Genomic DNA, 13,697 nt, shown 5'->3' with positions numbered 1-13,697 from the left:
TTAGTATAAAAAAATTATAAAAACCAAATCTGCTATACAGCGCTTAGGCTAAGTATAGATTTTAAACTTACAATTATGAAAAAAACTACCCTCGTAAAATCCCTTTCTTTTTTTATAATGCTATTTTGTGCAGTGAACTTTGGGTTTGGGCAATGTGGTACAGAAACAGCAACTTGGAATGGAACCGATTGGAATTGGACAGGTGGTGTTGCTCAGAACACTGTTCCAACAATTGCAACTACTAGTAATGTCATTATTAATGGAGATTACGATACTAGTGCTGGAGGTAGCCAAATTAGTTTTAGTGCCTGTAGTTTAACTGTCACCAATTTAGGGTTATTAAATATTGCCGATAACACATTTGTAGAGGTACAAAACAATATAACTGTTGATGCTGGAGGTTCTTTTATTGTACAGCCATATGGTACAGTTGTTCAAATAGATGATTCTGGAATAGTAACGAATAATGGCAGCATGTCTGTCACTAAAAAAACTGCGCCATTAGCTGTTGCTCTTGAATATACTTATTGGAGTTCGCCTGTTTTTGGTGAAACTATTGGCAACGGGCTTTTTGAAGCAAATGTGAGCAGAAGATATAAGTTTATTGCTCAAAACTTTTTAGACGAAACTGCTGAAACGGGAAATAATAATGCGATAGTTACAGGACAAGATGATATAGATGATAATGGAAATGATTGGCAATGGGTCAATGGTGCTACAGTAATGCAACCTGGAGTAGGTTATGCTTCTACGCACGACCCTAACGTTTTTGTTTTCCCAGGAGTAGGTTATGATTATACTTTTGATGGCCGTTTTAATACAGGTATAATCTATGTACCTGTTTATAGAAATGATGGTTCGACAGCAGATAACAATTGGAATTTTATTGGTAATCCTTACCCTTCTGCAATAAGTGCCTCCGCATTTCTTACTCAAAACAATTACAATGCCTCAACTAATACTGCTGGCACACTAGCTGGCGCTATCTATTATTGGTCTCAAAACACACCTCCTTCGGGTTCTTCTAACGGAAATCAAGCACTCAATTTTGCAACTTCAGATTATGCTATTGAAAATGGCACTGGTGGTAGTGCAGGTGGCGATGGCATCCTTCCTAATGGCTTTATTCCTTCAGGTCAAGGGTTTTTCGTGTCTTTTTCACAAGCTAGACCATCAAGCACCGGTTCAGTAGTTTTTAATAATTCTATGCGTGTTAAAGGTTCTACCGATAATAGTCTTTTCTTTAAAAACTCTAACACAAAAGTTAAAACTAGCAGTATAGCAAATAAAATATGGGTAAATTTAACTTCGGATAATGGTGTATTTAATCAAATACTAGTGGGCTATGTAAATGGTGCAACCAACAATGATGACGATATGTTTTATGACGCTCCAAAAAATTTATCTTCGGGAACTACTGCCCATTTATATACAACCATTGTAGGCTCTAACAAAAAATTTGCCATTCAAGGTAAAGATGTCAACAGCATTAATGAAAATGAAATTATTAAACTTGGGTTTAAAACATCTATTACTGTTGCCACTTTATACACCTTATCTATAGACCAATTAGAAGGCGACTTTTTAAACAGCAATGCTATTTATTTAAAAGACAACTTGCTTAATAAAGTGCATTGTTTATCAACGTCTGATTATACGTTTACATCAGCAAAAGGTGAGTTTAACAACCGTTTTGAAATTGCGTTTAGCAACCAAGCTTTAGCTATTGAAGATGTGCTTTTAAACAAAAATTCACTTAAAATTGTTGAACTAGAAAATGATTATGTGCAGTTTAATACCTCAAACAATTTAAGTATTAAAACGGTTCAAATTTTCGATTTATTAGGAAGAGCATTATACCAATTTAAAGGTGAAACTACTTCTGAAACTTACAGACTTTCAAACTTAAACAACAGTGTTTTTATAGCTAAAGTAACCCTATCTAACGGAGGCGTTATTACTAAAAAGGTGTTTAAAAAATAAGGTCATTGCAAACGCAGTGAAGCAATCTGTTTATTGGTTACGTCATACTCAATGAACGAAGCATTTTTTTTTAATTGGAGAATTAAATAAACTTTGAAATTAACATCATGAGATTGCTTCGCTCCTCGCAATGACATTACAAACTATACTTTAAAGACAAAATAAAGTTTCTACCTGCGGCGGCAATACCAGACGAGTAGGTTTTATAACGTTGGTCTGTTATGTTTTCTAAACTGGCGGTTATGGTAGTCGATTTACTTATTTGGTATTGGCTTCTAAAATTAAGCGTGTACCACGATGGACTGTACGGATTGCCCTTAATATCTTTAGCGTATATATAATCTTTTTCAATTTCTGAAGGTGCTAATTGGTAAAAAGACAACTCGTTGTTGTAAACCGCAAAAGCATCTAGTTTTAGGTTGTTATGTTCCCAAACTATATGGGAATTCCCAAAGTTAGGTGCTGCATGCCTAACCGGTACCTCAATAGCGCCTTCCACTTCAGTGCCACCAACCACACTGTATTGTGAAGTTAATTTTAATTGATTGGTTAAAACTAATTTTAAGCCCATTTCAAACCCATAAATCCATGCTTTTGAAGCATTTTGTATGGCTTGCACATTACTTAATGTGCCATCGTACATTATTTGGGTTTCGCCGTTTAAGGCAAAATCGCGTCGTACTAAAGCATTATCCAAATAGGTATAATAGCTACTTAAATCTAAAACAAATTTTTCGCTAAAATTAAGTTTCAAACCCAGTTCGCCACCATAGGCATACTCCGATTTTAAGTTATTGTTCGGCACGACTACAGAACCCGGTTCGGAATCGAACACTTTGCCAATATCGTCTATATTTGGTGCTCTAAAGGCTGATGAGGCGTTTAATTTCCATTGCAAAATGGCATTGGGCGACCAACGGATGCCCGCTGTTCCTGTAAGCGCGGATGATTCGTTATTAGAGGTATTAAAAGGCAAATTTAAGTACAGGTTGTTTTCTGAAAAATCGGCTTTAGAAATGATGTGGTTAAAACGCAACCCCGATTGAAATACAAACTTTAAATTGGGTTTGTATTTAATACTTGTATAAACCGCGCCCGATTGCCAACTAGACCCGTTAGGGTATCTTGAAACGGTTGGAACTATTGTGTTAGTGCTTATATTTTCTTCTTCACCATGAGACATCACATTGTTGTAAACGTATTCCACCCCATAAAAAAGTTGGGTTTTAAGCGCTAGGTTTTTTTCAAAATCTAAATTAAAAGAATATGCATCCACCGCTTCATCTCGTAAATTTCTGGTGGCAGATTGAAAATCTCTATCTGCCCTACTCTCTTGAAAATTTTGATAGGCTACTGTAGCTTTTATTTTATCGTATAAATTGGAATTACTACTTAATTTAGTTATTTGAAGGTTAGACATAAACCAGTTTTGTGGACCATAATTCCATTCTGCCGACCGTAATGTACCGTTTCTATAACGAATCAATCGGTCGTATCTGGAATAATCGGAAGTGGTGGTGTAATACAATCCCAAATCAAAACTTAAATTGTTTTGAGGTTTAAAATGTACTTTTTGTAATACGTTTAATTGCTGGTAACCTGTTACCTTTTGCACTAAAGGATTGTTGTTTTGTATAATAACATCGCCACTATTGGTTGCTAGGGCAAATTCGGGTCGTAAATACTCGGTAGGACCGTGTTTTCCCATGCGTAAATCGCCAAAATCGTTATAACTGATGTTGGTTAAAAATGCCCATTTTTTGTAGCCCAAATTAAAATCGATATGTGCCGTTTTTTCATCACTAGCTGTGGCGTATCTTAGGATGGTATTGGCTTTAAAAAACAACGAATCGGTTAACGATGTTTGTGGTTGCTGGGTATAAAAACTCATAACGCCACCAATGGCATCACTTCCATAAATGACCGAACCTGAGCCTAAAGTAACTTCGGTATTTTGTATTGAAAAAGGATCAATAGAAATAACGTTTTGTAAATTACCGCCTCTAAAAATGGCATTGTTCATTCTAACGCCATCTATAGTAATTAACAATCGGTTGGTTGAAAACCCCCTAATCATGGGGCTTCCACCTCCTAACTGACTTTTTTGTACATATACTTGCCCTGTACTTTCTAATAAATCGGCGCTGGTTTGTGGATTTACAAATTGAATGGCCTCTGCATTGATATTGATTATTTTTTGCGGAATATCGCGCTTGTTTTGTTCGAACTTGGATGCTGATATAACAATCTCGTCTAAACCTTGTGTATTAGACACTAAATATACCCTGTTTAATTGCCCTAACTCACTTTTGGTTATTTCTTTAAGCACATGCGATAAGTGTTTGAAGTAAATGGTTTCAGAAACTGAAAATTCACTTAAAGATGCTTCACCCAAAAAATTGGTGACCGTACTTTTAGACTTGTCTATATTATAAACGGCTACCCCAAAAATAGGTTCTCTTGTAAGGCTATTTAAAACCTTAATGTTTTGAGCCTTTAGTTGTATGGACACAAATAAAAAGAATGAAATAGCACAAAAAAACTTCATGGTTTAATTAAAAACTTGATTAAATATTTGCAGTGATTTGGGCGGTTTAAAACTCCCCAAATGTAATTCAAAATAGAGCAACATCATACTTAAAAACGATTGTCTTTGTTTTGAATTTATCTTCACTGCTGGTAAGGCATCAAATGTTGTGCCCAACAATTGTTTTAAAAGTATTAAATTTTCACCTGAAATAGTGTAATTATCATGCTGATTGGTTTCAAACTTGCCTTCTTTCAAACTGAAATAAGCATAATCCAAATGGGTGGTGTCTGGGTAAAAACCTAAGTATTTAGATAAATTTAGTAGAAACAATAAATGAAAATTTGAATAATCGGCTTGTTCATCCAACCATAACAACGTAGTTTCTATAAAGCTGAATAACGTTTCGTTGGGTTCTTCTTCTTTTAAAGTACTTGATAATACTTCAGACAAAAACATAACAATAGCGCTTTTTAAAACATGGGTGTGCAAACTGCTATATACATGATTCATTTTAGTGTCGCCAATACCTTGCAACGACCTGTTTTCTTTATAATTAATGCTTAATTGTAATTGTGAAAGCGGTTGAAAGTAAGCCAATTTGGTATTCGATTTTTTGTTTTTTAAAATGCCCCGTAATAAAAAGCTAACAACGCCCAGGTGTTGGGTATAACATTTTACAATTAAATCGTGGTCTTTATATTTTAATTTTGAAAGTACAATAGCATTTGTAGTAATAAGCATTATCTAACCACCATTATTTTTAAAACTTTTGTTTCGAACGAATCTAAATCTGATAACATCACCAAATAAACACCTGATGCCACCACGTTATTAGCCAAATTTTTACCGTTCCAGTAGGCGGTTCCGCCATCAATTTCAAGATTATAACCACCATAACGCTGGTTGGTTCTAGATTGAGCTTCGGCTACCAAATTACCTTCAATATCGGTTATTTTTATATTAACATTTTCTGAAATGTCTTTAATTTTCACCTTTTGATCTACAATATTAAAATTTGGTCTTACAGGGTTTGGATATGCATAAGCATTAACTAAAGTTTCAAAAGGACTTGAACCTCCTGAACGAAAAGACACCAATCCTTTGCTAGTGGCTATGTAAACAATCCCATTAATATCATCTATGGATACATCTGTAATGGTATTTGATGGCAAAGGTGCGTTGTCTTTTGTAAAATGATAGATGGTTTTTTGCCCGTCTGAAGACAAATAAAAGATGCCAGAATCGGCAGTTCCGATCCATTTATTATTAGAACCATCCACTTCAATATCTGTAATAAGTTGTTGGAACAACAATTCTTTAGCAATACCATCTTCTAAAATAATAACCTCATCTACGCTAACGTTATCTTCAAAAAAATTAGAGGTGTTATATAAAACCCGCAATCCGCTAAAAGTACCAATCCAAAGTTGGTTTCTTTTGTCTAGCGCTAAAGCTGTAGCAAACTCGACCGGCATGTTTTCACTTTCTTTATAAACACTTTTTATTTTGGGGCTGCCACCATTTTCATTAAATCCAATAAGTCCGTATTTATAACTTGCTACCCATTTAGTATTATCATTTCCTACTTCGAGGTCTGCAAAACCTAAATTAGAGCCATATTCTGCCGGTATAACGTCTGTAAAACTATATGATTTCCACTGGTTGTTAGAGGGGTTATAAGATTTTAATGGTTTATTTATAAAACTTGTTATAGTCCATAAAAGCCCATTATTGTCAAACGAAGATTCACCCACTCTAATATCTACATAAGAAGGGTCATTCGGTTCTACTAAAGATTCTAAACCACTATTTGTTTGATTATACAAGTTGGTAGGAATTTCATCGTTAACCTCCAACAACCCGCTAAAAAACGAACTTATAAACGCTTGGTTGCTTTTTGAAGGATTTACAGAAATAGCATTTAAACATTGGGCATTAAAAACCTCACTAAAAGGAGTGTTAATCCATTTATCATTTTTTAAATGACTAATTCCTCTACTATTTAATGGGTATGGGTTAAAAAATACCGTGTATTCGCCAAAAGTAACCCAAACGCCATCAGGTTGTGCCTGTACAGAAAATGGGTTGTTTAATATTGGCCCATCCGGATGTACTTCTTCAAAACTTGTTGGAATCGCAAGAGGTGTTTTTAAAACTCCAAAATGGGTGGTACCTATATAAATATAATTAGCATCTGTTGTGGCAGAAGTATATTGTGTTGTAAATTCGGTATTTGTTGAAACCTGTGAAATGGTGTTAAAACTAGCATCATAAACAAACACATTATCATTGGTTGTAACCACCAAATTACTACCAACACTTTTAACATCCGAAGGAAGCGTATTGTATTGAAATACTTGATTGAAAACATCGTTTACTACCTGAAATATTTGTCTATTTGAATTTACAACATAAAGCTTATCTTCAACAGCTTCAACGGCAGTAAAATCTCCTGTAGCAACTGTTTGCCAGTTTTGGTAATCTATTAAATTTGGGCTTGTAACCTGTGCTTTTCTCAAGCCATTTCCGCCAGTACATGCTACATAAATGAAATCTCCAAAAACAGTGGTTTGTTTTATTTGTATTTGACTGCCCCCATTACCAATAAAATAGGTATCACCAAACTCTAATCGCTCTAAATTAAAAACCGAAATGCCATAATTTGTAGATATATACACTAAATTTCCGTAAGGATTCATGTGGTTAATTCTTTTTTGTACGGCAGGAATGGTTGGCTTTTCAATAATATCAACTATGGTTAGAATTTCATCATCATTATCAAACGCAATTTCAATAAGTCCGCTTTCATAACCAATAATTAATAATTCATAAAGGTCGCTATAATAGATTGTTGAAATTGTTTCACCAGATAGTCCATTAACAGTATTTAATTCTTTTATCTCGTTTGAAAGCACATCTACACTAAAAACAGCATTTTCGGCAGCAGCGTACACTTTATTATTGCCTTGGGCAACTTGCTTTATATTGTAATATGAGAAATGTCCTTTCCAAAGAGCAGAAAAATCTTGTGCATTTTGAAGTAATGGCACTAAACAAATTATAAATACAATGAGTCTTTTAATCATTTTTAAATTTTCAATATTCAAAGATATTTATAACTAACGAGTTTTGCTTTAAAATAATATATAATAAAGCAAAAAGCTTCCTGTTTACACTAGGAAGCTTTTTGTTTTTAAACTTTAGTTTCTATAAAATCCCTTGAGCCAACATAGCGTCTGCTACTTTAACGAATCCTGCAATATTAGCACCTTTAACGTAGTCGATGTAGCCATCTTCCTGTTTGCCATATTTAGTACAAGAATCATGAATATTAGCCATAATGTCCTTTAGTTTTAAATCGACTTCTTCTCTAGTCCAATGAAGGCGCAATGAATTTTGAGTCATTTCTAAACCAGAGGTAGCAACACCACCTGCATTAGATGCTTTTCCTGGTGCGTATAAAATTTGTGCCTTATGAAATTCGCGAACAGCATTGATGGTAGATGGCATATTAGCGCCTTCGCTAACACATATACAGCCGTTTTTTAAAAGCGTTTTTGCATCTTCATCATTCAATTCGTTTTGGGTTGCACAAGGCAAAGCTACATCGCATTTTACTTCCCAAGGCGTTTTACCTTTAACAAATTTGGCATTGGGATATGTTTCTAAATAGACATCTATTCTTGCTCTTTTAACATTTTTAAGTTCCATGATAAGCGCTAATTTTTCAGCATTTATCCCTTCAGCATCGTGAATATATCCTGATGAATCGGACATTGTTAATACTTTAGCACCTAATTGAATACATTTTTCAGTAGCATATTGTGCCACATTACCAGAGCCTGAAACAACTACTTGTTTGCCTTTTAAATCCTGCCCTTTTGTTTCAAGCATTTTCTGAGCAAAATACACGGTTCCGTAACCTGTTGCTTCTGGTCTTATTAAAGAGCCTCCCCAAGACAATCCTTTACCTGTTAAAACACCTGTAAATTCATTTTTTAATTTTTTGTACATCCCAAAAAGAAAGCCGACTTCTCTGGCTCCGACACCAATATCGCCCGCAGGTACATCGGTATTCGGACCAATGTGCCGGAATAATTCACTCATAAAAGCATGGCAAAAGCGCATAATTTCGCCATCGCTTTTTTCTTTAGGGTCAAAATCGCTACCCCCTTTTCCACCACCCATTGGCAAAGTGGTTAAGCTATTTTTAAACACCTGCTCGAAGGCTAAAAATTTTAAAATGCTCAAATTAACAGTAGGATGAAAACGCAAACCGCCTTTATAGGGGCCGATAGCCGAATTCATTTGAATCCTGTATCCTCTATTTACCTGAATTTCACCAGCATCGTCTACCCAACAAACACGAAACGTTATAACGCGTTCTGGTTCTACCATTCTTAGTAAAATGTTTTTTCCATAATATATATCGTGTTCAACGATGTAAGGAATTACAGTTTCTGCAACTTCCTCTACTGCCTGCAAAAACTCTGGTTCATTTCCATTTCGTTCTTTCACAAGATCTAAAAAAGCTTCAATATTACTTTTCATTGGTTCTATTTTATTATTTTTAATTTAAGGTTTATATCGAAACAATCATTCACCAATAATTGAAAGATAATTATTAGTATCTCATATATTTAATAATTGTTTTCTTATTAAATATACGCATTTAGATTAGTACGATTATTCTTTATTGCAATTAAATAACATATGTAAAAATGTGTCAATTTTATTAAATTTACAATTTACAGGTGCAAATATACGTTATCTTTAAAAATAATGGTATTTTTTTTTGAAATTCGCAATAAAAAATTTCACGTTTAAAGTGTCAAATTATAATTATTTGTTTCTTTATTGAGTTTTTATATATTTGTTATTATTAATGCCTCAAAAAACGGAATCTTATTATGCTTAACTTTAAACGTTTAGCTTTTTTTTTATGTTTGCTAGTCTTCTATCAAACAGCGTTCTCTCAACTAGGTTTTTCCCATGAAATAGGCGTTATTACTGGTCCTGTACAATTTAGGGCAGATTACGGAATTAGGGAAAATGAACCTACAAATTTTGGTAATACAGGAATTGGCATAGGAATTATACATTATATAAACTTTTCATACAGAGCAGATTGTAACTGCTACACAACCGACACCTATTTTAACGACCATTTTAAGTTACGAAATGAAGTTTCGTGGAATAAAACCAAACTAGATCATTTTGGCAAATGGGTAGACCCTAGCAGAACCACAGAAGAAGCTAATCAGCTTAGAGCACATACGGGTTTTGCTAAAAATTTAGATATAGGTACCCAGCTAGAATACTTTCCTTTAAGTATCCGTTCATTTCAATCTTTTGGTTATAGAGTTGCTCCTTTTGTAAGCTTGGGTGTTCATTACACTTCTTTTAATCCGGAAGTAAGCACCACCTATGCAAATCCAGACCCAACTGCAGTTGGTGATGTTACAGACCCAAGTAATTTTTATTCATTTTGGGAACCAGGATCTGTAGACGCCTCTGGAGGAAGCACTTGGTCTGTAGTAAGCAGTGTTGGTGCTAGATACAAAGTAAGCAAGCTTGCCGATTTAATGCTGGATTTAAGATGGCAATATTACTTCAACGATTGGGTTGACGGATTAAACCATCAATTGCCCACTAATAAATATAACGATTGGCTATTATGGCTAAATGTTGGTTATATCTATTATTTAAATTAAAATAAACAAAAACCTTTCTTTTCGTTCGGTGTATCCAAATGCAATAATTACCTTTAAGCAAGGTTAATAATTTACATATGCATTATAGAAAAACCCTTTTAACTATATGTTTAGCATGCTTCATTTTTTCTTGTAATGAAGATTTGAAAACAACATTTTCAGACACTAAAATTACTACTTTAAACAATAAATTAGTTGAGGTAAACATACCAAAGGCCATTGGAAACAATTTAGTTGCAAACCAAATAAATGCCGAAATAAGCAAACTAATAATGACTGTACTGCAAATAGGAGAACAAGACTCCATTGCATCTAAAACTGTTGAAGAAAGCATTTCGTTGTTTAATGATGAATATAATGCCTTTAATATCGATTTTCCTAATGTTTTACACACTTGGGAAGCACAAATTGATGGTGAGGTTATGTCTCAATCACCAGAAATTATAAGTATCGCCATCACTTCATATGTTAATACTGGAGGCGCTCACGGCAATACAAATATTTCTTTTTTAAATTTTGATGCAGGAACCGGAAAGCGTATTCAAAACAGCGACTTAATTAAGAATAAAGATGCCTTTAGAACCATTGCGGAATCTTATTTTAAAGATGCCATTAAAGAAGACGATGTACTTTTTGAACCTGATACTTTTCAATTACCTGCCAATATTGGCTTTAACGAAGAAGGTGTTATTCTGCTATACAACACGTATGAAATAGCGCCTTATTCAACAGGAATTATAGACTTTACAATCCCTATTGAAAAAGTGAGCGATTATTTAGCTTTTAATGGCTCTGAGTAAAGCCATCACATAACCCAAATGCATACCTTCATGAAACATGATAAACTGAAAGGCTTCATCTATATTTGTTAATGTGTTTCCTGTAGTTGAAACGGTGTATTCTTGATAATTTTCAAACAGTCCTTTACTATAATCTTCTTTTGTTTTTTCAATAGTAGAAAACAGTAATGCTTTTATATTGTTCACATCTTCTTGTGATACATCACCTTCTGGTTTTGTGTCTTTCCTATATTTTCCAACCAACTCATTACCTATCATCATTGGTAAACCCGATAACTTATATGCTAATAATTGTTGTGTAACAACTATGTGACCAATATTCCAGATTATGTTGTTATTAAATCCGTTTGGCACTTTGTTTAAATCTTCCAAAGAAGTTTTTTCAATAATTCTATTAAATGCTTTTCTGGTATTTGGCAAAACGTCTAGGGTAAAATGCATCGTGATTTTTTTTTAAATATATCTTTACTTATTTTGGTTATAAATATATAATAAATATGAAATTGTCCATAACAATAATGATACTAACTAAGATATTTAATGGCGAATTGCATCCAACCATTAAAAAACAAATACAATAAACAGATGAAAAAGATATACTATTTAAAAACATGTAGTACGTGTGTTAGAATTTTAAAGGAATTAAACCTACCGTCAGACTTTGTGCTTCAGGATATAAAAACTGAAGAAATAACTGTAAAGCAGTTGGAAGAAATGAAGGCGCTTACAGGAAGCTACGAAGCGCTTTTTAGCAAGCGCTCTAAACTTTACAAGGAAATGGATTTAAAAAACCAAAAACTTGAAGAGCGGGATTACAAACAGTATATATTGGAACATTATACCTTTTTAAGCAGACCCGTAATTATTATATGTGATAAGGTTTTTGTTGGGAATTCTAAAGCGGTTGTAGAAGCAGCTAAAGCTATTATACATACAAAATAAACTTACTTAAAAGCAAAGGCATACCTTATAGTATGTCTTTTTTATAGAAAAAACTCGGCAAGTTGCCGTTTATAAGAAAATACAATTAATGTAGATAATGTCTTAAAACCCTTGTAAATACTGAATAAAACCAAAAAAGACCTTACATTTCTGTAAAGTCTTTTTCTTGTTTTTGCTCCCCCTCTTGGGCTCGAACCAAGGACCCTTTGATTAACAGTCAAATGCTCTAACCAACTGAGCTAAGGAGGAGTGTTATGTTTTCGCCTAAGCGAGCGCAAATATATATATCTTTTTAATTACTGCAAACATTTTTTAAAAAAAAATTAATTAAAAATTGCTTTAAAAATATCGTTACCATTGGCGAATAAAACTAAGGCTATTAATATAAAGAAACCTACCATTTGTGCGTACTCCATAAACTTATCTCCTGGTTTTCTACCTGAAACCATTTCGTATAGTAAAAACATAACGTGTCCGCCATCTAATGCAGGAATAGGTAATAAGTTTAATACCGCTAACATAATAGACAAAAAGGCTGTTAAATACCAAAAGGCTTGCCAGTTCCATTCTGCTGGGAACATGTTACCAATGGCAGCAAAACCACCTATTTGTGAAGCTCCTTTTTTGGTAAAGATGTATTTAAACTGTGCTAAGTAATCTTTAACTTCCCAATAACCTTTACTTACTCCTCCAGAAATACTTTCCGTCAAACTATAGTCTCTCTTATTTAACTTAATATAATCTAAATCAGCTACTGTTGAAAGTATACCAATCGTTTTGTCTTCACCTTGAGTGATACTTAAGTTTTTAATTTCACGCTCACGCTCAACTTCTACATTCAAGGTTTTCTCTGTATTATTCTTTATTTGATATGTTAAATCGGAATAATATTCAATAGGTTGACCGTTTACTGCAACAATCTTGTCTTTAGCTTTCAATCCTGCTTTATCTGCTGGTGAATCTTTAACCACTGAATCTAACTGAAATGGATAACGAGGCGCTATAGCTGGAATATCCCCCGCTTCAAAAAGTTTTGTACCAATATCTTCTGGAAGTTGAATATCTGCAACAGTGCCATCAGGATGTTCTACTTTAATAGTCCCAACTTCTCTAAACATAATGTATTTATTAATGTCTATGGTAAGTTCTTCATAAGGTTTTCCATCAACCGATATAATTTTATCTCCTTGCTGAAAACCATAAGACTCCAAAGTTTTTGCTATTCCAAAACCATATTTAATATCATCTTTTGTAGTGTAATTAGTACCCCAAACAAAAAGCATCATTATAAATAAAAAGAACGCCAATATAAAATTTACCGAAACACCACCAAGCATTATAATTAAGCGTTGCCATGCCGGTTTAGAACGAAATTCCCAAGGTTGTGGTGGTAAAGCCATCTGCTCGGTATCCATGCTTTCGTCTATCATTCCAGATATTTTCACATAGCCACCTAAGGGCAACCAACCAATACCGTAAACCGTATCGCCTATTTTCTTTTTAAATAGTGAAAACTTAACATCAAAAAATAAATAGAATTTTTCTACTCTGGTTTTAAACAATTTTGCTGGGATAAAATGACCCAACTCGTGTAAAACTACTAATATGGAAAGGCTTAATAATAATTGAGCCGCTTTTATTAAAAATACAGACATGTATTACGTTTTTTTTATAATCGGACAAAAGTAAGCTTTTAAGACCATTTAGAAAACATAATACGAAGTATTG

10 protein-coding genes and 1 tRNA gene are annotated in these 13,697 nt (G+C 33.8%); 4 read left to right on the top strand and 7 right to left on the bottom strand.

The genetic code is table 11. The features are described 5' to 3' along the window. Positions 1–75 precede the first annotated feature (75 nt). Complete coding sequence (locus VP395_RS09420) at positions 76–1,983, top strand: T9SS type A sorting domain-containing protein (protein WP_346241734.1); 1,908 nt, start codon at positions 76–78, stop codon at positions 1,981–1,983. A 136-nt stretch (positions 1,984–2,119) separates the two neighbouring features. On the opposite strand, the gene VP395_RS09415 is transcribed toward VP395_RS09420, so the two are convergent. The 4 genes from VP395_RS09415 to gdhA form a co-directional block, all read right to left on the bottom strand. Continuing rightward, complete coding sequence (locus tag VP395_RS09415; protein WP_346241733.1) at positions 2,120–4,531, bottom strand: TonB-dependent receptor plug domain-containing protein; 2,412 nt, start codon at positions 4,529–4,531, stop codon at positions 2,120–2,122. 3 nt (positions 4,532–4,534) lie between these two features. Continuing rightward, positions 4,535–5,254: a DNA repair protein RecO gene (recO, locus tag VP395_RS09410; protein WP_346241732.1), complete on the bottom strand. Its 720-nt coding sequence runs from the start codon at positions 5,252–5,254 to the stop codon at positions 4,535–4,537. After that, positions 5,254–7,599: a type IX secretion system anionic LPS delivery protein PorZ gene (gene porZ, locus VP395_RS09405; protein WP_346241731.1), complete on the bottom strand. Its 2,346-nt coding sequence runs from the start codon at positions 7,597–7,599 to the stop codon at positions 5,254–5,256. Before porZ ends, recO begins: the two co-directional genes overlap by 1 nt. Positions 7,600–7,720: 121 nt before the next feature. Further along, positions 7,721–9,064 (bottom strand): NADP-specific glutamate dehydrogenase, encoded by a 1,344-nt coding sequence (gene gdhA / locus VP395_RS09400; RefSeq protein ID WP_346241730.1) that lies wholly within the window; start codon positions 9,062–9,064, stop codon positions 7,721–7,723. A gap of 359 nt (positions 9,065–9,423) precedes the next feature. On the opposite strand from gdhA, the gene VP395_RS09395 reads away from it, so the two are divergent. Both VP395_RS09395 and VP395_RS09390 read left to right on the top strand, forming a co-directional pair. Then, positions 9,424–10,227 (top strand): THC0290_0291 family protein, encoded by an 804-nt coding sequence (locus VP395_RS09395; protein WP_346241729.1) that lies wholly within the window; start codon positions 9,424–9,426, stop codon positions 10,225–10,227. A 77-nt stretch (positions 10,228–10,304) separates the two neighbouring features. After that, entirely contained in the window at positions 10,305–11,027 is a 723-nt protein-coding gene (locus VP395_RS09390; RefSeq protein ID WP_346241728.1) for a DUF3298 and DUF4163 domain-containing protein, read from the top strand. On the opposite strand, the gene VP395_RS09385 is transcribed toward VP395_RS09390, so the two are convergent. Next, complete coding sequence (locus VP395_RS09385) at positions 11,004–11,468, bottom strand: DinB family protein (RefSeq protein ID WP_346241727.1); 465 nt, start codon at positions 11,466–11,468, stop codon at positions 11,004–11,006. The genes VP395_RS09390 and VP395_RS09385 overlap by 24 nt on opposite strands. 144 nt (positions 11,469–11,612) lie before the next feature. Between VP395_RS09385 and VP395_RS09380 the strand changes: the two genes are divergently transcribed. Beyond that, entirely contained in the window at positions 11,613–11,969 is a 357-nt protein-coding gene (locus tag VP395_RS09380; RefSeq protein ID WP_346241726.1) for an arsenate reductase family protein, read from the top strand. A gap of 175 nt (positions 11,970–12,144) precedes the next feature. On the opposite strand, the gene VP395_RS09375 is transcribed toward VP395_RS09380, so the two are convergent. Both VP395_RS09375 and rseP read right to left on the bottom strand, forming a co-directional pair. Further along, a tRNA-Asn gene (locus VP395_RS09375) sits at positions 12,145–12,218 on the bottom strand. A 74-nt stretch (positions 12,219–12,292) separates the two neighbouring features. Next, positions 12,293–13,624: an RIP metalloprotease RseP gene (gene rseP, locus VP395_RS09370; RefSeq protein WP_346241725.1), complete on the bottom strand. Its 1,332-nt coding sequence runs from the start codon at positions 13,622–13,624 to the stop codon at positions 12,293–12,295. Positions 13,625–13,697 lie beyond the last annotated feature (73 nt).

This window comes from Mariniflexile soesokkakense (assembly GCF_039650365.1).
GTDB classification, from domain to species: domain Bacteria; phylum Bacteroidota; class Bacteroidia; order Flavobacteriales; family Flavobacteriaceae; genus Mariniflexile; species Mariniflexile soesokkakense.
This window is presented reverse-complemented; position numbering and strand designations above follow the sequence as displayed.